The organism is Nostoc sp. 'Peltigera membranacea cyanobiont' 213 (assembly GCF_002245975.1).
Classification (GTDB): Bacteria; Cyanobacteriota; Cyanobacteriia; order Cyanobacteriales; family Nostocaceae; genus Nostoc.
Window position 1 is genome coordinate 58,220 of the sequence record NZ_NOLI01000007.1, and the last position, 23,451, is coordinate 81,670.

Below are 23,451 nucleotides of genomic sequence, written 5' to 3' on the forward strand. Positions count from 1 at the left end.
GACATGCAAGCTAAATTTAATCCACTGCAAGTTATTATCAACCCACCTGGAATTCAATTTGGGATGCCAGGAGATACTATTGAACTTTATATAGTTGTGATTAATCAAGGAGATCAAAGTGCGGTTATTGACTTATATTTCGTTTTTGACGAAGTATTTCAAAGTTTAACCGGTTGGTCTAGTTCGCCTAGAGAAAGTTTAGCATTAGCTCCCCAACAGAATAGTGACGAAGTAAAATTTGAGTTTCAAATCGCCGCAAATGCTCTCCCCGGAACCTATGACTATACATTAGTCGTTGATTCCCCTCAACATTATCCCCAAGATACACCCATAACCTTCCCTAACCAAATCAAGGTTCTGCTCAAAGAACAGACTTCAATTCGGGTGAACGACCCGACATTTTCCCTTAGACCGAACACCAACCCTAATAAGCCGCTAGTTTTCAATCCTAGTGAATTTCTACAAGTGGAGGTAATAGTTGATAATCGCTCTTATCTCGTAGACAGGTTTCGCTTGAGTTGTCCAGATTTAGACGAAGACTGGTTCACAATCAATTATCCGACAACTGGATTTGAGGGTACAGGGTTAGTATCTGATGTGACTGCACTAGAACTCAATCCTGGTACTCAAGGTCAAATATTGTTGAAATTTCACCCACCTGGGGATACCCTCGCGGGAAGCTATTCTCCGACAATCCGTTTGTATTCAGAAAACTCTCCCGACTTAGTATTACTAGATTTGGTATATATCCAAATTCCAACAAATTATCGCCTAGATATAGAACTTAATACTATTTTGGGACAAGTTAGCCGTAGTCTTGGCAAGTACGAATTATCACTAACAAACCAGGGTAATATTGTCCGAGAACTGATATTAGACTTAAAAAGTCGAGACGAAGAAGAACTATATACTTACAAATTCGATCCGACTGAAGTCAGATTATTGCCTAATAGAAGTGCAGTGGCCAATTTGACGGTCAAACCCAGACCTTGGTGGCGACGACCTTGGTTTGGTGCAGGGTTAGTAGTGAACTTTCAACTCGATATCAAAGACCAAGCAAATTTACCCCTACCTAACACATTGCCCCAAGGAAGTTTGGTATGGAAACCTCGTCCTTGGTGGCAATTTCTTCTGCTAATTTTGGCAATTTTAGGATTATTGGGAGGGATAGGATTTATCATCTGGCGAATTTTAAACCCCGATCCTTTAAGATTAGAAAATTTCAGTGCTAATAATCCTCGAATTACTGAAGAGGAGGATGAGGTAGCTTTAAAGTGGGATATTCACAACTATCAACAATTGCAAATGTTGATTCTGATGGTTAAAGGTTCCCAAGCAATTCAGCCTATTACCTATGATTTTAGGAATGGCATTCCTGAAACACTAGGTAAAGCAAGTACTAATGAAATACCTCCTTGTCAGGTACAAGAAAAACAAGAGCTAATTTGTAGCAATGTTAAAACTGGAGTTAAAACCAAAGGAAATTACACTTTTGAATTACAAGCTTTTTATCGTAATGGCATAGAAATCCTTTCTCCAAAGACTCAAGTCGTAAGTCAAACAACCCAAGTAGAAATAGCTGAAAAACAAATTGCTGAAGTGCTTAGTTTCCAAACAGATAAACTACAGTATATAAAAGGTCAAAATATTCTTTTAAGTTGGATAATTGCCCGTCCATTATTGTTGGCAAAAGCTCAACTTGCTGGTAGTGCAGATGATGGTACATCATATAGCGAACCAATTACTTATAAATTTAATCAAGGCAATCTTGCAGACCCTAAGCTTAAAAAGCTGTGTACACAACAAAATCAACAGCTACGATGTACAAATATTCCTCTAACAGCATACAAAGCTGGTAAGTTTGGCTTTGAAATCAAAGCTTTTCCTAATAATGGAAGTGATAAAGTTAGTGCTAAAAAGACTGAATCTAAAATAGAAATATTGCCTAAACCATTTAAGATTGTTTCTTTCACAATCAACGGTAGTGAACAACAAAATCTAGAACTGAAAGAAGGAACAACTGCTACTCTGAGTTGGAGAGTAGAAGGGGAAAATATTCAGGTTAAACTTCAGCCATACGGGGATGACGTTCCACTAGCTGGCTCAAAGCAACTTCCAGTCAATCTAGCCTTCCCATCTCAAATTTCGCTGCAAGTTAATGATATATCTGGCAAACAACAACCCCAGCAAAGAGGGTTTGCAATCACAGTTATCAAAAAAGTAGTGCCTACTCCTATACCTAGCATTAACCCAATTCCACCTCCTCTGCCACCCAACAATAGCCCATTTAAGAGTCCCTTACCTCTAAGGCAAGGTTTTTAATAAGCGATCGCCATTGGTAAGTTAATTGTTAAGATATCTATCCAGCACAATCTTACTTACCAAAATTTCATAAGCTATACCTTTTGAGCGATGTGAAAAGCAGATATGTATGAAATTTGAAGAGTGCCTCCAAATTTATCTTCTATCCAATGCCTCAACGCTAAAAGTAAAGACTCTTTGTTGTGTGGCTCTAATTTGATATATGGCGAGTAAGTATTCAAAAGTGTTAAATATTCATCCACAGTGTAGGTCAATTCCTGGTTTTATGAAAACTTCGACGTTTGCGCCCATTTTCCAGCAGGGGTTTTTGCAACGGAACGACCTCAGCTTCATTACTCTCGCGTGCTACTCGAATCAGCAACCCAGCAGCTATTAAGCTAGCAATCATGGAATTACCACCATAACTAAACATGGGCAAAGGTAAGCCAGTAGTCGGGAGAGAACCTGTAGCCACACCAATATGGAGCAATGATTGTCCTACCATCAAAATCGTCACACCGATCGCTACCAATTGATGCACTGGGTTTTTAGCCTTCAGCGCCACAATTAATCCAAGAGTGGCAAATGTAGCTAAAAGCACCATCAACACCATACTGCCAACAAAACCAAACTCCTCGGCGAACACCGCAAAAATAAAATCGGTATCCTGAATGGGTAAATAAAACAGCTTTTGTTGAGAAAGCCCATATCCAGAACCCCAAGTTCTACCAGAACCCACGGCGAGTAGACTTTGCACCAACTGGTAGCCATCTCCTGTAGCATCCGCCCAAGGATTAAGGAATGACATCACCCGCTTACGTTGATACTCTTTAATACTAATACTGAGTATTGCCAACATTACTCCACCAATTGCGGTTCCTCCCAGGTACTTGTAAGGTAAGCCAGCTGCTAAAGCAATTAGCCAAATAGTCATACCGCAAAGTGCTGTTGTACTTAAGTTAGGCTGGGCAAGAATTCCTAAAAGTACCAGACCGAAAATACCCAGCCAAGCCAAGCGAATTCGCCAACTGATTCGTTCCCATTGACCAAAAAGCCGCGCACTTTGTAGTACCAAAAAGGGTTTAATTAATTCTGAGGGTTGAATCGGAACCGGCCCGATCGAAATCCAACGCGCTGCATCAAAAGCCTTTTTTCCCAATCCTGGGATCAGTGTGACAAAAATTAACGCCAAAAACAGCAACAAAAACCAATGGGATACTCCCAAAATTTTCTGCAATGGCAAATTAACAATAATATTGAATCCGATCAAGGAAACTAAAACCCAAAGTAGTTGACGCTTAAAATAGTACAATCCATCATTCTGACGGGCATCAGCGACAGGATAGGATGCTGAAAATAGCATGATCAAGCCGACGAACAGCCAAATCAACGTTAACCAGCGCAACAACCGCGCTTCTAGTGCCCAGTTGGAGACTGAACTATCAAAAATTGGAATCAGGCGGCGTAGATTCACGATCGGTACAGGTAAAAAGTTAGGAATTAGGAGTTAGAAATAAAACTCATAAATCATAACTTATAACTTATAAGTAGGCTTTACAACCATAAATCTTAGAGTTGTCAACTTTAATACACGGCTCGATTAATATTTCTGACAAATTGCGTTGACTATAGCGGTTCCAATTTACATGCGGTACAACATTCTATCGCAAGTTGTAAGGGCACGGGAGTGCCGTGCCCTTGCGGGTGTAACTCATATCATGTCTGGATAAATACTTGTCATTACGAACGCAGCGATAGCGAAGTGAAGTAATCGCAGAGTCCGCAGCGATTGCTTCGTTCCACTCCGTTTCACTCGCAATGACATATCGTAAGTGATTAAGCGGACTTGGTATCACTCAAGTGAGAAACGCTATATGCCCCCGTACTCCTATGGGAAAGCAAGCTATGCGTAGCATCTCGTAGAAAAGACATCACTACAGAGAAACAAATCTCACTATTTAATACAACGTACGCCGTAGTTTAAACAATAATTTAGAAAGTTAAAATAAGAGAGTCGTGAGTCTCTCTCTCCACTGCAAGCATTACTGAATTTTGATAATTCATAAAACAAAACTCAATGATTTGACGCAATTTACTGCTTGTGTGTCCATAGAGAGAGGAATTTCAATCCAGAACTCAGTTTCTTGTCCAGGTTCTGATACACATCTTAGTGTTCCCCCATGTTTTTCAACTACAATCTGATAGCTAATTGATAAACCTAATCCTGTACCCTTACCTACAGGCTTAGTTGTAAAAAATGGATCAAACAGTCGTTCCTTAACTGCTTCTGTTATTCCTGAACCATTATCAGCAATTCGGATAACACACTTCGTTTCGATGACTTCTGTAGTAATTGTAATTTTATTAGGAATGGCATGAATTTCTGCGATCGCGCGTTTATCGTTATAGCTGTCGAGTGCATCGATGGCATTACTAATAATATTCATGAATACTTGATTAAGTTGGCCAGGGTAGCAATCTACCAAAGGCAAGTTTCCATAATTTTTAACTACTTTGATTCCAGGACGATCGAGGCTATTCTTAAACCGATTCTGTAAAATCAGCAAAGTACTATCTAGTCCGTGGTGAATATCAACCTTTTTCATTCCTGCTTCATCAAGACGAGAAAAGTTCCGCAGAGACAAGACAATTTCAGAGATCCTTTCAGATCCTACTTCCATCGAATCTAGAATTCTGGGCAAATCATCTAGTAAAAAATCTAACTCAATTTCCTCAATATATTCTTTAATTTCTAGCACAGGATTGGCATAAAATTGCTGGTAAAGGTGTACAAGCTTTAGCAAACACTGTGTATAATCTTTTGTATATTTTAAATTACCGTAAATAAAGTTAACGGGGTTATTAATTTCGTGAGCAACTCCTGCAACCAACTGTCCCAAACTGGACATCTTTTCAGCCTGAACTAATTGGGCTTGAGTTTGTTGTAGCTCCCGAAGAGATTTTTCTAATTTTTTAGCCTGAGCTTCAGCAATTTCCGCTAGATTCTCTTTGATTTGCAGGGCACTCCGTAGTTGTGCCCTTTGCTGTTTAAGTTCGCTTGTTAACTTTTTGGCATCAGCCAAAGCGGTGTTCTGAGCTTGCAGTAAAAACAGGAAATCAACAATTGGGTCGTGAATCGCAAAGTCTTTGAGTTTTATACCCAAAGGAGTCAAGCTAGTTGTATTTGTAATCCAAGGAGAACCTAAAAAAAATATCACCTCCTCCTCTGGTTGATACATCATTTGACCCTTGAGTTGCATTCCATTGTGGAGAAACTCTAAAATGAATAGGGCACGAGACTGTTTACTAATAGCATCAAAATCTACCAAAATTTTTGGACGATTGATTTGGAAATGCTGCTCAATCAATTTACCAACTAATGGCTCAGGACTAATACGCTCCAAGACATCACCAGTTTGGACAATTTCACGATTACGGCTAAATGCAAAGTGGAAGGGAAAAGCTTTCGCCAATAACTCTGGTGAAAGCGTAAGCTGAGGAGGAGCCATGCTACTGCACTCAATTTGGTTTATAAATCACTAAAAATTCATCATGTTCAGCACCTTCATCCCGATTCAGGGTTTGGGTAATATGAACTTCTGTATCAAACCTTGTTCCCAATCCTTTGATTAGACCAATAACCATTGGAGTCAGCCCTTCTCTATCAGAACGATAGTGTAAGCTTAGAGAATTTTCCTCCATATCAGTACACTCAAATGATGGGGGTTGGAGTTTAGGAAAGCTAACTCCCACACGAGCATGAAGATTATCGAGGTTTTCTAAAAACTCAGGTAGTGTATCTCCACTCATATCCATCATTTCGCCATAGCCTTCTTGGGCTGTATACTGAACCCAGAATTCCCCAAAAGCTTGCATAATTTGTTTGGGAGATAAGCTTAGAACGACACTAGCAGCTTTTACTAGCTTGTGAGTGATGTCATCGGGATAGCCTTCCATACTGAGGAAAACATCTACGTCCACCTCTGCTTTGTGCTTAATTTGTTTCCAAGTCTCTTCGCCAAAGCGACTGCACACCATGTCTTGAATCGCCTTGTTCACTAATCCGTACATGGAAGCCTCCTCATTACTGCACCTAATTTTGCTTTGTGAATTTGACCAAGACTTGACAACTGATTCTGATTCCCTAAAAAGGTTATTGAAATTACAAACTTTCCTATATCTGTCTTAATTTACCCTTTGAAGAACGGTAAAACTGTCCACATTTTAATGCTACAAGCCAGTATATTCACAACCGTATTTACACGCTTTGCTTTTCTCAAAAGCTATGAATTGATAAAGATCCATGAATCAGCAGACAAGTTATATTTAGAGATTTGACGCTGAATTCCGTTAAAAAATTGGACACGGGCATCCATAGCTTCTACAATAGCCAGCCTTACCTTGATATCCTCTTCATTCATGGTGATTCGAGGTTCAATCACTGCTGCTAGTTTCGCTGCATGACTATCATCTACATCAATATGGACTTCAAAAAAGATCAGAGATTCTTTGGGTAAAGGAGCAGCACCGACAATTCCTTTATATAGTTGCGTGTACAGCGAGCTAACAATTCCTTCAGAAGCATAACAGACAGCACCTAGTGCAGCTAAGTATCCGTATTTATGTGGCATTCGCAAGTAGGTTTCAATCAGAGCGGAAGTTTCAGGTGCAGTGGGTAGTGCTGCCAAAGTTACGTCGTCGATACCAAGTGCGCGGGTAAATTGACGAAACAATTCTGGGTGGGACTGAGTTATATCTCCCTGTCCCATTTCATCAAATAGGTTTTCTAAGATGACTAACTGGCTACTTTCATCTTCGCAACAAGATAAGATGCTAGCCAAGATCCGATTAAATTCTTTGGAGAATTTGTACATCTGAACAGCTAATACCTGTACGTCTGGTAAAAATAAATTTCCAGCCCGACAACGAATTAGAAACTCATGGCTCCATAGAGGATGATTAACCGTTATTTCACGGAAGGAATTTATTAGTAAAGAAGATGTCTGTATCATCGTGATATTTGTAGGGCTAGATGGAGTGGTTGGTCAACTAAGGGGCTAAAAAATGATTCGTCTACTGCGATATGTTCTGGAGTTACACGCAATTCCTGTAAAATTGGCATGGTATTAAAGCCAGCAATTCTAAGGGCATTAAAGTAATCCTCAAGAGTTTTGTGAATCAATTGAACATTTAGCCAGGAGCCGTCTCGTTTCCAAATACGACCAGGAAACTGCCGATCTCGCTTGCTGAAATAGCCTGCACCATCAACTTGAAAATAAAACGGATATGCTGGCTCCCGCATATATGGAAAAGATGGATGGGGAACGCTGAATACAAATCGACCGCCCGGACGAAGAATCCGTGCAACTTCCGCCATACATTCTTGGGTCTGAGAAATTGTCAAATAGTTAAATAGAAACACTGCAACAACTAAGTCAATTTCGCCATCATCGAATTGCTTGAGACTAGTAGCACATCCTACTTCATAGCTAATACCTAAAGCATCTTCTACTTCTTGCAATTTTGCTGCTTCAATCATGCCTTGAGAAAGGTCTATACCATGTACTTTTGCAGCACCACGCCGACGTAATTCTCGACTGCAATAACCTTCTCCGCAACCTATATCTAGTAGTTGCAAGCCACTAACAGGCTCACAAAGTTTTAGTACAAAAGGGCGTGCCGTAAAGTCTGATAAGGAAGTAGGTTCTGCTCTAATCCATTCTGATGCTGTGCGATTATATAAGTTTTTAGTTGAGTTTTTGTGATTCACATTTGACATTTACTAGCACTATTTTATACTTACTTTACGATTCATGAATTTAGTCCGAGCGGGCTAAATTCATGAATATCTATTATTTAATAATGAACTTGTTTTACTGATAAGGTTGATTTTACCGATTTTCGCTTACTTGTCGATTTTGCGTTTAAAAACTAGCCTTTTCAAAGGAGTAGCTAACCTGAAAATTATCATCTTGTTAGTTTCTTTAAATATAAACAGCTAAATCATATTTAACTTCATGAACTTTCGTTGTTACTTAGTTAACAGCAATCTCACATATAGATAGTTTGGCTTTTAAGCTCTAACTTCATCTACGCTTTATTAAATAAGTTAAAATTAACTCTTTTAATCAAGATAAGTAAGAGAAATAAAACAGTATATTTTACGAAGTATAAAGGGAATAACCTTGTTAATTTGTAATAGCTAGATTCGTTTTGAAAACGAAATGGCTTTGGATGTATTTAGCCAATTTATAATAACGTTGGAAACAATGATGTTAGAAGAACTGTTAGCAGAATCAACAGAGGGCGATCGCGTCCAAGATGAGCGGGCGATGTCTACGACGGGCTACGCCTACGCATTTTCTCAACTTGGCGATCGCCTCTTTGATGAGCTTGCTGATAAAATTGCTACAAGGCGACAGTACCGACTACTGTTTGAACACATCTTAGAGCCTGAGTTATTCCAGCAGATTCGTATTGCTGCTATGGGTTATATTTCAGCATGTCTGAATAGTCCCATCATTCTTTCAGAAGCTGAAATGCTTGAAAGACTACTGGAAGCAAGAAATACATTGCCGAACTACACAGGTACTGGTCTTTTGATGCCCAAGCGAGAACACACTCTCGCATTTAACCTTTTTCAAAAAAGCGTAGCTGAGGCTTTTTACCAACTAGGAGCAAATGACCTGATTGATGCAGTGGATTTACCAGTCAATCTCCGTATGGTCTACGGTAAAACTAACGCTGAAAAGTTGAGTTTGCCCTTCGCTAGCTCAAAGTGCCATAGCGATGTTTGGGCAGGTGTTGCTGCTGATGCGACTGTAGTAGTTCTGCCATTATTTGGCGACATCGACAATATAACCATCGAAGCAGGTGAGATGCCCCGCGAAATGGAACTAGAGGCGATGCGGGTGATGTCAGACTTTGCTGAAGGTCGGGATATTCCAATGGTTGTCTCTTATACAGAAGCACAACTACAACACGGTACAATGTACTTTAATGATGCCCGTGGATTGCACCAAACAGTAAGAAGGAAAACTGAAAGTCTAAGAATTTCAGTAGATTTCCGGTTTCGGAGGAAATTCAATGAAGCTTATCGGGCAATGGTAGCACCTAGTATTGGCGGTATTGAAGAAGATATGAGCGTGCCTTACGAAGACTGGTTGAAGGTTGGTAAGGAAACACTAATTGTATTTGATGAAACTTCTGAACAAGCAAGGAAAAAACAAAATTCTGGCGCTCCAGTTCCGCTATATACTCGCGGGTATCGCCTTGTAGAAATGTTCAACTCTTAACTTTCAGAAATACAAGCAACAAAAAAGAGGTCTTTTTCGACCTCTTACCAATTTCCTAAAATAATATTCTATTTACAGATTACGACAAGCCAGTATTAGCGCCTTGCTTACCAGTTGCCAGTTCTACTTTGATGATTTTGCCGCCTGCTTTTTGAATACGTTGCTGTTCGCGGAACCAGTTTTCATAAGGAACTAGCTTAGTGAAGTAAGTATTTTGCAGTTCGCGTTGGGTACGAATTCGGGTTTGGCTAGGAACTAGAGCAGTAATTTTAAACAAACGGGACATATTTTGTAAATCTCCTTTAAACTTTGTGAAAACTTTTTTTATCTCAAAATCTTGAGTGCAAATCCTTTAATCATTCAAAGGCTGGAAATCAAACATCAATACTAGACCACTAACACTCATCACTGATAATTTACCAAGATAAGCAATATAACGTTCTAGCACTCACGGTTGATTTCCAGACCTTAATAAAGCCGCACCTAAATTTTTAAGCGCAAACTAGCTCTTAGCTTAAGCCAGAAGAGATATAGTCTAAGTAAACACCCATTTCCTTACCAGCATCAGAACCAACCAAACTAGCGGTTACTTCCTTGATTGCTTGGATAGCTTGCACGGTAGCACCAACGGGAACTCCTAAAGAGTTGTAGGTTTCCTTCAAGCCATTTAATACGCGCTCATCCAAAATGGAAGGATCGCCAGCTAACATAGCGTAGGTGGCATAGCGGAGGTAGTAGTCCAAATCGCGGATGCAAGCAGCATAGCGGCGGGTTGTGTACATGTTGCCGCCGGGACGGGTGATGTCAGAGTATAGCAAAGATTTTGCTACAGCTTCTTTAACGATCGCAGCAGCGTTAGCGCTGATGGTGCTAGCAGCACGTACCCGCAGTTCGCCAGTGGCGAAGTAGCCTTTTAGCTTTTCTAAAGCAGAAGAGTCAAGGTATTTACCTTGAACGTCTGCGGAGTTAATGACAGCGGTAATTGCGTCTTGAGCCATGTTGTTAATTCCTTATTTCCAACCGTATTGCAATACTTCTGTTTCAGTAGGTAAACAGCTTTAACCTATCCTAGAAGAGCGCCAACTAGGTAGTCGAAGTAGCTACCAGCTTCACTAGCATCATCACCAGACAGCAATGTAGCAGATACATTCTTCAGTCCACGGATACCTTCAGCAACACCATCGATAGGAGTTCCCAAGGACTTGTACAGTTCACGGGCACCGATAACACCAATTTCTTCGATAGGTGTAACATCACCAGCAACGATACCGTAGGTAACGAGGCGGAGGTAGTAATCTAGGTCACGCAGACAAGTAGCAGTCAATTCTTGACCGTAAGCGTTCCCACCAGGAGATACAACATCAGGACGCTTTTGGAACAGTTGATCGCCAGCTTGCTTAACAAGGCGTTCGCGATTTTCTGACAAAATTTGAGCAATCCGCACGCGGCGCTCACCACTTGCAACGAAGGATTTGATCCGATCTAACTCACCAGGGCTGAGGTAGCGGGCTTCTGCATCAGCATTCACGATAGCTTTCGTGACAATACTCATTAATGGATTCCTCCAATACGAATGAAACCAGGATTTGATTAAACTGGTGCGACTTTAAATTTGGTTTACGGAGTTTGTTCTCTCGTTCTTTTAGACACAGCAGTTTGATAACTGCTACGGCTAATAAATTACGAGTTTGCTTGAGTCCACACAAGTACACAAGCTTTCAAACTCAGTTACCTTCCGCAAAACATTTTCCGGCATTCTGTTGAGCATTTATGACTGCTCTTAACACTTTGTAATATTGCCTTTCAGAATTCCCTGTTTTAGCTGTAATCTGAGAGCAATATTACGAAAGGTTACGAAGGTTACAGGGTAAAGATCGCAGAAAATAATCTGTACCCTGTAACTTATTACCTACTCAGCCGTCTGTACACTGCCGAGGTAGTTACCTACTGGCAGAGATGGGAAGCGGTTGTAAGGGACAACATCTTCACCGAAGTAGCAGCTATATTCTGGGCTTTCGACTATTGCTTCTACAGCAGCCGACAAACCACTATCAGCTAGCAACTGGTTACACTGGCTAATTTCTTCCTGAGTTGCGGGTATACGCCCCAACAGGTGACGGAAGAGGAACTCAATGACCTTGGCATGGGGATAAGGTGACAAGAAGCGCTGACGATAGATTTCGGAACTGGCTAGTTCACATACAAACTTCCGCACAGAAATTTTACCATTCTGGAGTTTGCTATCTAGATCGGTACGGCGGAAATTATCAGGCACTTCACCGCTAAATACATCCAATACCTGACAGTAAATGGCGTTGATTACCTGTTGTGTTTCGGCTTGGTTTGCGCTTTCTGCTAGACGGTAAATACGTGCATGTTTACGCACACCCAGTTCCACGGGTTGTCCGCTAACATCGTTGTAGGAACGACCCAGTTCCGCAAAGGAAGGGCTGCTCTTGTTTATACCGTTTGTTTGGGCTGCTATATCTGCGATCGCTTGCGCTAAAAGCGGCGTAGCGCTAGAACCTGGACGACTTTGCACTGGCTTAAAGCTAGGCACAACTACGTCATCGTTTTGCTTGGTAAGCTGATTGTAAAGCTTCTCGGTATTCGGGAAGTTTGCCGCAGGTAGGGTCGGGAAGCGACGGTAAGGAACCGTATCTTCACCAAATACCTGGTTGTATTCCACACTATCTACCAAAGCACCAATAAAGGCACGAATCCCTTGAGTAGCCAGAATCTGGTTATACTTGCGGATTTCTGCTTGGTCTAATGGCGCACGTCCCAAGAAGTGTTTGGTTCCCAACTCAATCACTTTGGTGTTGGGGTAAGGTGTGTAGAATTCCTTCAGGTAGAGGTTAGAGTAACCCAAACCTTCAATAAATTCTTTCACACTGATTTCACCGTTCCCCAGCTTACTTTCCCACGCCGTAAACTCATTTTTGGCAATGTAGGGTGCAATATCCCGCTCAAAAATCTGACGATAGGCAGCGCTAATCAAGGTTTTTACTGCAACTTTGTCACTGATATTGGATACCAGTTTGAAGATTTTGGTTTGTTCGCGTTGCTTGCTAACACCTTGGTTAATACGGAACTGAATATCTGGTTCCGATCGGTTTTCTGTGACTGTACCCAATGTCACAAAGGTAGGTGTTACTTCCTTCTGGACTTTCGCTGCAACATCTTCACGAATGCTACCAACGCGCAATTGTCGCCCTGATACACCACCAGGAGTAAGATACCGCTCGTAAGGAATTGTATCTTCACCAAATGCTTCGCTGTATTCTACGCTGTTAATGATGGCATCAACCACCGCGTAAAAGCCTTGTTTCGCAGCGAGATCGAAGTACTTGTTGATTTCTTGACGGCCATAAGTCGGACGACCCAACAAGCGGCGGTGAATATACTCGATCGCTTTACAAACATAGAGCGATGACCAGTACAGATTGCGGAATACATCCGACTTAGCCAAAGCACGGATAAACTCTCGTACAGAGATGTCGCCGTTTTCTAGCTTAATTTCCAATACCTTCGGGCGCTGACCTTCGTAAAGATCGCGACCAAAAACTTGCAAGTAAGCAGCTTTAATCAATGCTTGCGTGGAGCTTTCGGAGTATCTGACGCTAGAATTTTTGGCAGCCTTTTTACCTCTAGTACCAGGCAGCTGATCTAACTTGAACACCTTGGGCCCAAGAGTACCAGGAGCCTCACCCCGTGCTTTGGGATTACTATTTTGGTTATTAATCCCTGCGCCTTGGTGAATTAGGATACGCTTGGTATCCTTGCCAAAAGGAGCCGGACTGGTGCTGGGGTTACGGGTTTCTTTCGGGAAAATCGCCCCAAACTGAATTTCCAAGGGGTCATTACCAGAACCATAGGGATGTTGGTCTGGTAGTGGTTGTTCGTAAGCAGCAAATGTGGTAATAAACTGAGGTATCTTGCGGAAAGGCGCACTGTAGTTAAACAGGTCTTGCTGCGGCCCCCAGTTACGACATTCTTGTGCTTCTTGACCCAGACCCCGGAGGTAGGGTACTGTTTCTTCACCAAAATAGTCACCGTACTCAGCAGAATCTACTAAAGCATCTACTAAGGCTGGTAGACCACCGTTAGAAATAATTGAGAAGTATTTTTGTACTTCTTCGCGGCTACTTGGCCCCCGTCCCAAAATGTGGCGGAAAGCTAGTTCGATGACTCGGCTGTTAATAAAAGGCTGGTAAAACTGTTTTTGGTAAAGGGGAGATTTAGCTAGACGGCGGACAAACTCTTTTACGGAGATGTCGCCATTTTTTACCTTGGATTCTAGGTCAGATATAGACAAGCTATAAGCACGGGTAATATCGCGCTCAAAAATTTGCCGATATGCAGCCTTGATTACTTCATTTTTTTCGCTACTTGATAACCCAGTTTTCATCACAAACTTGGGACGGCGTTCTGCTGCATTAAAGTAAATTTGCGGCAGTTCCAACCCTTGCTGGTCGCTAGAGGGGCGTTGACGGACTTTATTTGAAGGTGTGGCTGCTTTGAATTCTGTTAACAAAACATCCATATACTGAGACACAATTTCTGTAGCCTCAGCATCGTTGCGGAAAAAAGAAAGTGAACCAGCTTTGATTTCTTGCAAAGCTACTAGCGTTGCTTCACCAGAGCAGGCATTTTCAATGATTTCCCGCAAACCCCGTGTATTCACCGCTATGATGTTGGGGTCGCCAGCAACGATCGCATAAGTAGCGTAGCGCAAGAACCAGGATAAATCCCGCAAGCTCTTGGCCATGTTGCTTGGGCCATATCGAGCAATGTTAATTGGTCTGAAACCCGGAGGTGTCGGGCCACTGGGGGATGAGTTAAATATTGAGCGTAAATTTTCTAGGAACCCACCACGACTTTCAACGTAGGTTACAGTTCCCAGTTGCATCCCTTGCTGAACATTAGCACCAGCACTAACAGGTACTATTTCTACTTCTCTGGGCTTTTCTAAAAAAGCCATTGGCGAACCACCGACAAAAATCCGGTTGGCAGCGCGAGATACAATAATCTCCGCATTATCCGTCAGCGTCTGAGAAATTTCTAAACGCTTTGCACCAGATGCAAAATAACTTGCCAGTTCATTTAGTTCACCACTTCCTAAAAAGCGGTCTTGCTGTTCGGCTTGGATAATTGTCGCTACAGCTAGGGTTTGATATAGTTGCGGACGCGCAACTGAGCTTCCACCACTTGCCTTAACACTCATCGGATTTGTAAAACTCCCATCATAATCATTTATGTGTTAAGTCTGGATCGCTTTGAGGCTTGACACATCGGTGTCTCTGTGCTTTATGAGCTTGAGAGTAATGCCTGCAAAACTGCCAGTAAATTAACCCGGTTAGCTTTTAGATTAGAACGTTTTGCGTTCTCAAGGCTGGTTTATTAAGAAGTGTGTAGAACCTGTAGCTTAGATGCATCCAGTCCTAAGAGTACATACTCTTATTTGGCTGAGATCAAATCTAAGTTTTGTAAATCAGAAATAAGCTAGGCATGGTCTACTGATGCCGAAAACCTCTATTTTGATGTTTGTGTCAGTATCCATTTTACGATTATTGCAACTGTTACAAAATCTTAGTTGAAACCAAATTTCCTTCAGTAGCGATCGCTGGACAGTAGTCGTTAGTCGATGTTAAGTTGTTTTTGCTACTAAAAGCTGAATAGTAATAAATAACGCCGCTCTAGAAATAATTCTTAATTTATGGTGGTTTTAGCTTTATCTATTCAGTATTATCTAACGGGAAAATACTATGTACAAAAGTTCTAAATTTAACTATTTATTCAATGTTACTCTGTCTGCGATCGCAGTTATTTTAGCCGTCACTCCTGCAAATGCGCTTCCAGAGCAAAACATCAACACCGTTGTGAAGTGGGCGAAAACCAGAACTATACTACCAACATTGAGATACAACAGCGAAGCCCACGGCTACGGTGGGACAAAGGGAAATTTATACTTTTATGCTGATGTCACTTCTCAAAATGGGACAGTGACTAAAGAAGGAATAACCGTTAGCGGTGACTCAAGCATCAAATTCACTGCAAAAAATGCCAAAGGAGTCAAATTACTAGAAAATATTTACAATTTAAACATTGCTAATGACTTCCAGCAGTCTCGGTATGTCACAAAAATTGGTCGTGACCAATTTTATCGGGGCAAAAAGTTTGCCTACATCACTGCGGCAGTACAGAATGGAACTAATTTTCAGATCATTCCTTTGAGAAATTTACAAGAAGCAATCAATAAAACTAAATACTGCCAAACCCATGAATGTGACATCTGATTAGCCTCAGAGCTTTGAATTGATAATTGCAAGTTCAGAAATGTCCCCCATTTCTTAAACTCAGAATTGCCGCAATCTAGCTCACTATGCCAGATTTAAAATATTAATACCCATTGCAGGCTTAAGTGGTTTTTTCTGGCAGGACTATTCCATTTTTTTATTTTATGAAAAAAGAATAAAGGCATGGCTTGCTAGAACAAAGTCATGAATTTTGTGGGACTAGTTAGGCAGCATACACAATAGGGGATTTTCACGCCACAAGGTAAATAAATATCCCAGGCGCTCTCTAGAATCAGTAGCGCGTAGAGAAGACATTACCAAAAGCCGACGCTCGAGTTTTTGCTGAATTTCCAATGCAAAAGTATTATGATGCTTTGGTGCAGCGTCTTTAGCTTGGTTCCTAAATTCTTCTGAAACTTGATATTTTATGAGCGTAACGCGACGTAAATTTATAGCCTTGATTCCTGCTTTCGTACTAGCTAGTACTAGCACCATACTTTTGAGTTTAAATCCCAAAAAATATTTAACCCTTAATCGTAAACGAAATTTACCCTTCTTCTTAGGCTGGTATGACCACATTTATAATATTAATGTTTCAACTCAAGTATCTCCTAAAGGAATTGACATTTTAATACCTTATGTAGGAGAAGCAGACAAAGGGAAAATCAAAGAATTTTTGGATAATTCTAAAAAAGCAGGAGTAAAAGTTTTATTAGAGATTTATCGCCCCTTAGTTGAATCGAAAAATATCCTAGAAGTAAAAGACTTTATTCGTACCTATAAAAATCATCCTTCAGTTTATGGTTGGTATCTTTATGATGAACCAGAGATTAAAAAACCTACACCGCTCTCTCCAGATTTATTAAAAAAGGTATACCAAGCTATTAAACAAGAAGATAAATCTAAGCCAGTTGCTTTAGTTTTTGGTGATATTAAAAAAATTGAATCTTATGTCGATGCAATGGATATACTAATGTGGGATCGTTATCCTTGTGAGGAGGGAGTTCCAGAATTTTCATGGGTATCATCTTACCGAAAAGCACTCTATAAAGTCATTTCTTTAGCTGATGCTAAAAACAAAAAATTTTGGAACGTATTACAAGCTTATAGTAAGAAGCAGTCAAAAAAACGACTACCAACAAAAGGAGAAATTCGCTATATGTTTTATTTATCAGTCCTTACAGGGGCTGATGGACTAATATTTTGGACGCACTATTTATCTTCACATTCCTGGAATGAGTCAGTTTTATATCCTATTATTCAGGAACTCCGAGATTACATTCCTGCAATCGTTAGAGGGGAAGATTTAAGGAATCCAGTACAAGTAAACAACTTAGATATAGAAATTAAATTATTCTCTATTCCTAATACTAAAAAATATTTAATGATAGCTGTTAATCATAATCATAATCAGATAAATTTCACAGCCAAGTTTACTCAGGGGTTAGCTGATAAAATAGTTGTTTTTAATAAAAAAACTATTACTAACCTATCCACTGAGAGAAGTTTCAGTACTATTTTAAATCCTTATGAAGTTCGGCTGTATGAAGTAGGATAATCTAGTGCAGTTCCCTTCATTGAATCTATTTTGGCAATATTTAATAATTCTAAAATAGTTGGGGCAATAGAAAGCAGAGAGACTTTATCTTTATGAACCGAATGCTGACAGCTTGGTTTGCGAATCCATAAAATGCCATCAGGATGATGCATACCACTTTTAATATCTTCTAGTTGGTAGAAAATTTCAAAAAATGGGATTGATTTTTCGCTATTAGCAATAGTCAAAATTGCATTATTTGAGAGTTGGTCAAAAATTCCACAGCCACCAAAAATATCTTTGCCATTGCGCTTTAATTCCATTATCGAACGCCGGTCAACTTGTAAAGTTAAAAGCTTTTTTTCAGCTTCAACTGCATCCTGCTCATTATCAAATCGAATGTAAAATTGTTCAGCCATTACAGGAGAACAAACATACTTCGTATTCACACCTGCAAATTCTAATATATTTTCAAATTTACGCGGTCGATACAAGCGTTTTCCTCCAGAATTTTCATAAGTAAAGCAAGGTTGTTGACTTAAGGCTGTTGACAATATTAAAGTCGTATTGGCATCTACTAAAGTTAAAAACTTAGCTATTAATTTATCCATTTCCTGATAGCCAAATAAAATGGCTTTTTCATACTCTATCTGATCTTTTACTGACGCTTTTACTGAAAAATTATCCGGCTCAAAGTTGCGCCAGTACATATGCTGAAAATGGGCTGTACTATTAATAAAAAAAGTAGAAAAATGTGGTCTAAACTTTTGATAGTACGAGCGAAATAAATCAAATTGGAGCTTGTCGGCAATAGTTGCACGTTGCCAGCGATATCTTCTTGTGATTTTTTCCCGAATTAGTTGTTGGATAATAGCAACAATGGTATCTAATGAAAGTCCGTGGCTACTCATGAAGCTGAGAAATCTCAGATAATCTCCACGGCTAAAAGGAGCAGAATCATTTGTGTGTTCTTGGACTTGTTTTTGGACAAATTGGAAATATGGTAATAATTCAGCCGAATTAGGAGTTACTTTTGTACTCCAAAAATCTGGCATTATATATCCATTTAATCCAAAATTGTAACTCGCATTCATGCTGCCACAAACCCAAACTCTTAATCCTGCTTCTGAGACAATATCCCAGATACGTTTTGAATTAAGGTTGTGTCCTTCATCAAGACGAAAAACCTGATGTTCGCTGTAAGGTAGACCAGAATGTACTGTCACCCATTGAATCCAAGGTTCTAGAAATGGTGATTTTTCTTGTGCATCGGTTGTATAAACTTCTGACTGTTCATAGAGTTGCCGGAAGTTAGGTAGCTTTCCTTCTTTAATAAAACGTTCCATCAATGAAGGGCAAAGTTCATTAAACTCTAGCGAAATTACATAATTATTTGATTTGCGATCAGTATTTAGTGGCATTTTTGAATCTCTTAATTTAAATTGAGAAATTTTTAATTATCGCTTACTTGCAACTCAAGTATTTTGCCGTTATGAATGATGGTCATAGTATACAAAAATATTGCTATCCAATTCCAGCAATATCATTATTTACTTGGGTTCATATTTAATACCTTTGAAAATACAAAGCTTAGTAAATTATGAATTACCAATTGTTAACTCGCAAAACTTGATTACGGAATAATTGATAGCCATAGCCAGAAAAGTGAGCAAGTGGCATACTCAATAAAGTAATTCCGCACAAAACCCAACGGCTAAAGAATGACGGAATTTTATCTTCACTACCTCGCCAAATTTCAGAATTAAAGCCTTTCCAGTATCCCAGAGTAACTCGCAGACTCTCTAGAAAAGGCAAAAACAAACCTATCACAATTAATGTTTCTATAGGCAAACCTAGCTTAGGAAATAGGAAATCAATAATTAGTAGTAAAATGACAGTAGATATAAATACAAAAGGTAGCAAACCTCTTATCTGTGATTTAATGTTGTGTTTTTTACTTGTTAAATAGCGACCTCTGCCATATTGAAAATATTGAATAAACAGGGACTTCCAATTTTTCCGAGGGTAGTACCAGACACGAATTTTGGAGTCAATATATATTGCTTGTTTATTTACAGCCATTAATCTTTGATTTAATTCAGCATCTTGATTACTAATTTGTGTTATGTCAAATATCTTTTTTAATCTCAAGTTTAATTCAGCATCTTCATTATGAGATGCTTTGACATTATAGCCTTGTATGTCTAGCAAACTCTTTTTCCAGAAACACCCTAAATAAACTGTTTCCGCATAACCTGTATAGTTGGGGTTTCTATATTTAGCTCCACCATTACCAAGAAAACTTTTGGATGCAAGAGCAACACCAGCTTGGAAGGAAGTTTGTGCAACAAAACGCTGTGCTCCACCGACATTGCTAGCTTTTGATTCCTGCAAAGCATCTACACATTTTTCAATGTAGTCAGGTGCATAGTCCGAATGGGCATCAATTCTAATAAAAACATCACCTATAGATTCAGACAAAATTAGATTAAGACCAGCTGATTGAACTTTTTCTGGATTGTGTATTAACTTAACTCGTGCGTTTTTATCAGAGAGTTTTTTGACTATTTCTTGAGTGCCATCATTGCTGCCGCCATCAGCCACCAATATTTCGATTAAGTTGGGATAACTTGTTTCTAGAAAACCTAAAACCAGGTTTTCTATATAATTTACTTCATTATAAGTAGGTATACCTATAGTTACAGAAGGAAAAGTCTTGACTCTGGGTTCAACTAACATATTAGATTTGCCTATCATATTGAATCTGATTTACAGAAATAATAATTGAAACTACAAAAAGATTTTCATAGGGATCATCATAAAACGCATACATGCTTTAAAAAAGCACAAACTGTCAGTTTTAAAGCTATTAATAGGAGATAGCGGGAAGTATTTATTACGTACTTTTCTGTGTATTTTATAATGTTTAAAAACTTTTATAGAAGAGATCCCTGTAGTGTCATAGTAAGATATTGGAAAATATAGCAGGTGTGGTTGAGCAATTAAAGAAGCTCGAATATTAAAATCATAATCCATTTCTAAAGTTAGCTGCTCATCATACAAGCCGATTTTATGGATAAGCTTGTGAGAAAAAATAGTAGACTGGTGACAGATAGGATTGCCGGACAAAAATAAGTTTTTATCCCAATAATTATACTGCTTAATATGCCTTTTTAAGTATTTTCTTCGACTTAAAGAGATAGTTTCTCCAAATGCCCAAAGCCACTTTTGTTGTATATAGGAATCTACAATTTTAGTAATTACTAGTTCATTAACTAAAGCATCTCCAGAATTTAAGAAAATTACTAAATTACCTGATGATTTCATTAATCCTACATTAAAAGCATTAGCAATTCCAAGACCATTTTGCTGAAAAACAATTATTTTTTTTTGATGATTATATTGATTAATAATAGAAATTGTTTGGTCTTTTGAATCACCATCAACAATTATGTGATTAATCTGTTTATAATCTTGTATACTAACACTATTTAAAGTTCTAAGTATACAATCTGAAGAATTTTTTGTCAAAGTAATTATATCAACTTGAATTAAGTTATTCATAATTTTTAAAATTTATAGGGAGTTATTTACCACCGAGAAATAGCCATTTCAATATAATCTATAATAGATGATGTAAACACACGACCTTCTAAATAATTAAATGTCGGATTTGCACGAGAGTTAACTTGTAAAAAATAAATAAAGTAACTAAGCGACAAAGAAAGCAAAATAACCATAGATAAAAATTTTATCGGTGGTTTAAGTTTACTCTTCCTTTCTAAAGGTAAATAGAAGAAAATTCCTAAAAATGATAGAAGTATGAGACTTAATCTCAAAGGAAGGTAATCAAGGTTGCGGGTAAATAAGAATAAAATTGACTGCAATACATAAAGACATAATATACTTAGGTCTAAACGTTTTTCTTCGGAAGTAAGACGATAATTTAAACTTGTATTGCTTGTATTGATGTAATTATCTCGTGAAAGATTGATATAAAAATAACCAATAAATGTTAATAGTACCAAATGAGGCAGAAAACCTATATTTGCTAGTTGATTTTTTACAAAAGATGCACTTTTAGCAGCTAAGAAACTAAGCTGAGGAATGTTATTAATTGTATCATAGATAGATGCAAGAGTAGATTGATTTACATAAGACGAATAGATTAATGCAAAAACAAATAAAATGATACTTAAATATCTAAGAGACATACTAATTTTATTAAAAAAACTATGCTCTAATAAACTATTTATATCAATAAATTGCATTATTATTATAGGTAAATAAAGGAGTATAGAGTAATGATTCACGATACTCAAAAAGATAAGTAGCACACAAGTAAACTTATTTTTTCTACAAACTAATGCACACAAAAAAAAGGTACTTGAGATAAATTGGCGCATCAAAAATGCTTGAAGATAAAATGCGGGATTTAGTATAACAAAAAATACCAGTAACGCATAATAATTTTTTGAAATCCCCTTACAAATTACAAAAAATGTTAAAAGGTTAATAATAAAAGACCAGCTTAACAGAAAGCCCATCTCCGAACCGTTACAAATAATAAATAATAAGGAAGCAAGGAAATAAAAACCTGGTTCAAATGGATAATTGGTTGATTGAAAACATTCTATAGGATTATTACCATTACAATCTCGATACGCTATTAAATATTGCTCGGTATCAGCTTGAATATCTATAAGACAACAGAAAAGAGTGACAGTGACTGCAACTAGCAGAAGTATAGAATTATTGAGTAAGCTATCTAGGCTATAGGATTTTGAATTTTTATTGATAAATACAAATAAAAGTAGTGGCAAAACTCCAATTATCGGAATTTTTATCCATAAGCATATTCCAATAATTAAAAAAATATACTTTTGATAGTTGGTTTGGATACTTGATAAATTAAAAGTCATTATCTAATTCTATGTTTTCTACTTAGGCAATAAAAGATTTTTGAAATAAGCTTAACCAGATTATATGTTCTTCTCTACCCATCCTGATAATAGTAGATAAGCTATGAATTTGACCTTTAGTCCAATTCCACATTATCAATGTGTCTGCTTTATTGTTTTGATTAAATGAAGCAGAAACATAGCAAGAGAATATTTGTAAAAATCCTTTAACAATTCGCAAAACAGATACAAGTAACCAAATATAATAAGAACGGTTCCAACGAATAGCAGCAATGTAAGGAGCTGCGGCACCAAAACCATACATTAAGTTAAAAAGATAAGTTTCTGATATGCGCTTTGTGGGAATAAAATGGTGCAGCACGCAATCAGGTGTATACCAAAGTTCATAACCTGCGTTCAGAATTCGCAAAACTATCTCAGAATCTCCTCCTGAACTTAATTTTTTTCCTTCTCTATCGTTGAGTAATTGTTTATCTAACCAGCCACTTTTTTCAAGGGCAGTTCTATGAATAACTAAACCTGCACCTGGAATTTGGTAATTACGCCGATTTAATTGTTTTGAAGTTTCACCGCGCTCATAGGCAGCAAATTTACCTGAATGTTTGAGAAGGATAGGCGAAGGAGTTATTTCCCAATCGAGAACTACCTTGCCGCCAAAAGCACCACAATTTGGATGAGATCCCGCAAATTGTATTGCTTTTGGTATCCAGTCTTCTGATAATAGGCAATCATCATCAACAAAAGCCAGCCATTCACTAGTTGTATTTTTAATTCCACATAAACGGGCGTGAGTTAATCCTTGCTTTTGCTCTACTATCCTACGCAAATTAGGGATTAATCCTGAATTAATGTGCTTGTCAACAATATCAGCAGTTTCGTCTGTACAGTTATTATCTACAACTAAAACTGACCAATTATAGTTCTTATAAAATTTTTGTAATGAGATTCCTGTGAGAACACGATCTAGTATAACTGCATTGTTATAAGTACAAATTACAATATCCATAAATATAATTTTCAACTAAATTATTAAATATAGCGTTTACTAAACAAATGAGACATACTCATATATTTTTTGCCAAAATTAGTAGTTTTTA

Annotated in this window: 18 protein-coding genes and 1 pseudogene; 4 read left to right on the forward strand and 15 right to left on the reverse strand. The window is 38.4% G+C overall.

What is annotated here, in order from left to right; translation table 11 throughout:
- Positions 1 to 3 precede the first annotated feature (3 nt).
- The gene (locus CDG77_RS03570) at positions 4 to 2,322 is read left to right on the forward strand and encodes a COG1470 family protein (RefSeq protein WP_094328042.1); all 2,319 of its coding nucleotides are present in this window, start codon (positions 4 to 6) and stop codon (positions 2,320 to 2,322) included.
- Positions 2,323 to 2,572: 250 nt separating this feature from the next.
- Here the strand turns inward: CDG77_RS03570 and CDG77_RS03580 are convergent, their stop codons facing one another.
- The 5 genes from CDG77_RS03580 to CDG77_RS03600 form a co-directional block, all read right to left on the reverse strand.
- Positions 2,573 to 3,775 carry an FtsW/RodA/SpoVE family cell cycle protein gene (locus CDG77_RS03580; protein WP_094328043.1) on the reverse strand — a complete coding sequence of 401 codons (1,203 nt, stop codon included), beginning with the start codon at positions 3,773 to 3,775 and terminating at the stop codon, positions 2,573 to 2,575.
- A 586-nt stretch (positions 3,776 to 4,361) separates the two neighbouring features.
- Positions 4,362 to 5,810 (reverse strand): ATP-binding protein, encoded by a 1,449-nt coding sequence (locus CDG77_RS03585; RefSeq protein WP_094328044.1) that lies wholly within the window; start codon positions 5,808 to 5,810, stop codon positions 4,362 to 4,364.
- Between the two features lie 10 nt (positions 5,811 to 5,820).
- Positions 5,821 to 6,372: a heme NO-binding domain-containing protein gene (locus CDG77_RS03590; protein WP_094328045.1), complete on the reverse strand. Its 552-nt coding sequence runs from the start codon at positions 6,370 to 6,372 to the stop codon at positions 5,821 to 5,823.
- 212 nt (positions 6,373 to 6,584) lie between these two features.
- A complete protein-coding gene (locus CDG77_RS03595) occupies positions 6,585 to 7,313 on the reverse strand; it encodes a TenA family transcriptional regulator (protein ID WP_094328046.1) in 729 nt (242 codons plus the stop codon).
- Positions 7,310 to 8,080, reverse strand: a complete 771-nt coding sequence (locus CDG77_RS03600) for a class I SAM-dependent methyltransferase (RefSeq protein ID WP_094328047.1) — start codon at positions 8,078 to 8,080, stop codon at positions 7,310 to 7,312. Before CDG77_RS03600 ends, CDG77_RS03595 begins: the two co-directional genes overlap by 4 nt.
- Positions 8,081 to 8,570: 490 nt before the next feature.
- Between CDG77_RS03600 and CDG77_RS03605 the strand changes: the two genes are divergently transcribed.
- Complete coding sequence (locus tag CDG77_RS03605; RefSeq protein ID WP_094328083.1) at positions 8,571 to 9,596, forward strand: hypothetical protein; 1,026 nt, start codon at positions 8,571 to 8,573, stop codon at positions 9,594 to 9,596.
- 79 nt (positions 9,597 to 9,675) lie between these two features.
- On the opposite strand, the gene CDG77_RS03610 is transcribed toward CDG77_RS03605, so the two are convergent.
- The 4 genes and pseudogenes from CDG77_RS03610 to CDG77_RS03625 all read right to left on the reverse strand — a co-directional run.
- Positions 9,676 to 9,882 (reverse strand): phycobilisome linker polypeptide, encoded by a 207-nt coding sequence (locus tag CDG77_RS03610; protein WP_012411143.1) that lies wholly within the window; start codon positions 9,880 to 9,882, stop codon positions 9,676 to 9,678.
- 223 nt (positions 9,883 to 10,105) lie between these two features.
- Positions 10,106 to 10,594 (reverse strand): allophycocyanin subunit beta, encoded by a 489-nt coding sequence (gene apcB / locus CDG77_RS03615; RefSeq protein ID WP_069068902.1) that lies wholly within the window; start codon positions 10,592 to 10,594, stop codon positions 10,106 to 10,108.
- A 65-nt stretch (positions 10,595 to 10,659) separates the two neighbouring features.
- Entirely contained in the window at positions 10,660 to 11,148 is a 489-nt protein-coding gene (gene apcA / locus CDG77_RS03620) for an allophycocyanin subunit alpha (protein WP_094328048.1), read from the reverse strand.
- Positions 11,149 to 11,511: 363 nt separating this feature from the next.
- Positions 11,512 to 14,823 (reverse strand): annotated as a pseudogene (locus CDG77_RS03625) (phycobilisome rod-core linker polypeptide); the annotation flags it as partial.
- A gap of 541 nt (positions 14,824 to 15,364) precedes the next feature.
- Here CDG77_RS03625 and CDG77_RS03630 point away from each other — a divergent pair.
- Positions 15,365 to 15,895, forward strand: coding sequence for a hypothetical protein (locus CDG77_RS03630; RefSeq protein WP_094328050.1), 531 nt, complete (start codon positions 15,365 to 15,367; stop codon positions 15,893 to 15,895).
- Positions 15,896 to 16,114: 219 nt separating this feature from the next.
- Here CDG77_RS03630 and CDG77_RS36220 read toward each other — a convergent pair whose 3' ends face one another.
- Positions 16,115 to 16,390 carry a hypothetical protein gene (locus CDG77_RS36220; RefSeq protein WP_094328051.1) on the reverse strand — a complete coding sequence of 92 codons (276 nt, stop codon included), beginning with the start codon at positions 16,388 to 16,390 and terminating at the stop codon, positions 16,115 to 16,117.
- Between the two features lie 4 nt (positions 16,391 to 16,394).
- On the opposite strand from CDG77_RS36220, the gene CDG77_RS03640 reads away from it, so the two are divergent.
- Positions 16,395 to 17,453, forward strand: coding sequence for a beta-galactosidase (locus CDG77_RS03640; RefSeq protein WP_094328052.1), 1,059 nt, complete (start codon positions 16,395 to 16,397; stop codon positions 17,451 to 17,453).
- Here the strand turns inward: CDG77_RS03640 and CDG77_RS03645 are convergent.
- From CDG77_RS03645 to CDG77_RS03665, 5 genes are all read right to left on the reverse strand, one after another.
- The gene (locus CDG77_RS03645; protein ID WP_094328053.1) at positions 17,423 to 18,853 is read right to left on the reverse strand and encodes a hypothetical protein; all 1,431 of its coding nucleotides are present in this window, start codon (positions 18,851 to 18,853) and stop codon (positions 17,423 to 17,425) included. The two genes, CDG77_RS03640 and CDG77_RS03645, sit on opposite strands and share 31 nt — an antisense overlap.
- Before the next feature lie 184 nt (positions 18,854 to 19,037).
- The gene (locus CDG77_RS03650; protein ID WP_223269704.1) at positions 19,038 to 20,171 is read right to left on the reverse strand and encodes a glycosyltransferase family 2 protein; all 1,134 of its coding nucleotides are present in this window, start codon (positions 20,169 to 20,171) and stop codon (positions 19,038 to 19,040) included.
- Positions 20,172 to 20,222: 51 nt separating this feature from the next.
- Positions 20,223 to 20,996, reverse strand: coding sequence for a glycosyltransferase (locus tag CDG77_RS03655; RefSeq protein ID WP_094328055.1), 774 nt, complete (start codon positions 20,994 to 20,996; stop codon positions 20,223 to 20,225).
- A gap of 26 nt (positions 20,997 to 21,022) precedes the next feature.
- Positions 21,023 to 22,354 (reverse strand): EpsG family protein, encoded by a 1,332-nt coding sequence (locus tag CDG77_RS03660; protein ID WP_094328056.1) that lies wholly within the window; start codon positions 22,352 to 22,354, stop codon positions 21,023 to 21,025.
- Between the two features lie 22 nt (positions 22,355 to 22,376).
- On the reverse strand, positions 22,377 to 23,360 hold the full coding sequence (locus tag CDG77_RS03665; protein ID WP_094328057.1) for a glycosyltransferase: 984 nt from the start codon (positions 23,358 to 23,360) through the stop codon (positions 22,377 to 22,379).
- Positions 23,361 to 23,451 lie beyond the last annotated feature (91 nt).

What these genes read in the sequence shown, in the direction of transcription:
- CDG77_RS03610 (WP_012411143.1), bottom strand. Translation starts at nt 9,882, where the DNA reads ATGTCCCGTTTGTTTAAAATTACTGCTCTAGTTCCTAGCCAAACCCGA.
- CDG77_RS03605 (WP_094328083.1), top strand. Translation starts at nt 8,571, where the DNA reads ATGATGTTAGAAGAACTGTTAGCAGAATCAACAGAGGGCGATCGCGTC.
- CDG77_RS03660 (WP_094328056.1), bottom strand. Translation starts at nt 22,354, where the DNA reads ATGACTTTTAATTTATCAAGTATCCAAACCAACTATCAAAAGTATATT.
- CDG77_RS36220 (WP_094328051.1), bottom strand. Translation starts at nt 16,390, where the DNA reads ATGGTGCTAGTACTAGCTAGTACGAAAGCAGGAATCAAGGCTATAAAT.
- CDG77_RS03630 (WP_094328050.1), top strand. Translation starts at nt 15,365, where the DNA reads ATGTACAAAAGTTCTAAATTTAACTATTTATTCAATGTTACTCTGTCT.
- CDG77_RS03665 (WP_094328057.1), bottom strand. Translation starts at nt 23,360, where the DNA reads ATGGATATTGTAATTTGTACTTATAACAATGCAGTTATACTAGATCGT.
- CDG77_RS03590 (WP_094328045.1), bottom strand. Translation starts at nt 6,372, where the DNA reads ATGTACGGATTAGTGAACAAGGCGATTCAAGACATGGTGTGCAGTCGC.
- CDG77_RS03655 (WP_094328055.1), bottom strand. Translation starts at nt 20,996, where the DNA reads ATGAATAACTTAATTCAAGTTGATATAATTACTTTGACAAAAAATTCT.
- CDG77_RS03585 (WP_094328044.1), bottom strand. Translation starts at nt 5,810, where the DNA reads ATGGCTCCTCCTCAGCTTACGCTTTCACCAGAGTTATTGGCGAAAGCT.
- CDG77_RS03650 (WP_223269704.1), bottom strand. Translation starts at nt 20,171, where the DNA reads ATGTTAGTTGAACCCAGAGTCAAGACTTTTCCTTCTGTAACTATAGGT.
- apcB (WP_069068902.1), bottom strand. Translation starts at nt 10,594, where the DNA reads ATGGCTCAAGACGCAATTACCGCTGTCATTAACTCCGCAGACGTTCAA.
- apcA (WP_094328048.1), bottom strand. Translation starts at nt 11,148, where the DNA reads ATGAGTATTGTCACGAAAGCTATCGTGAATGCTGATGCAGAAGCCCGC.
- CDG77_RS03570 (WP_094328042.1), top strand. Translation starts at nt 4, where the DNA reads ATGCAAGCTAAATTTAATCCACTGCAAGTTATTATCAACCCACCTGGA.
- CDG77_RS03645 (WP_094328053.1), bottom strand. Translation starts at nt 18,853, where the DNA reads ATGCCACTAAATACTGATCGCAAATCAAATAATTATGTAATTTCGCTA.
- CDG77_RS03600 (WP_094328047.1), bottom strand. Translation starts at nt 8,080, where the DNA reads ATGTCAAATGTGAATCACAAAAACTCAACTAAAAACTTATATAATCGC.
- CDG77_RS03595 (WP_094328046.1), bottom strand. Translation starts at nt 7,313, where the DNA reads ATGATACAGACATCTTCTTTACTAATAAATTCCTTCCGTGAAATAACG.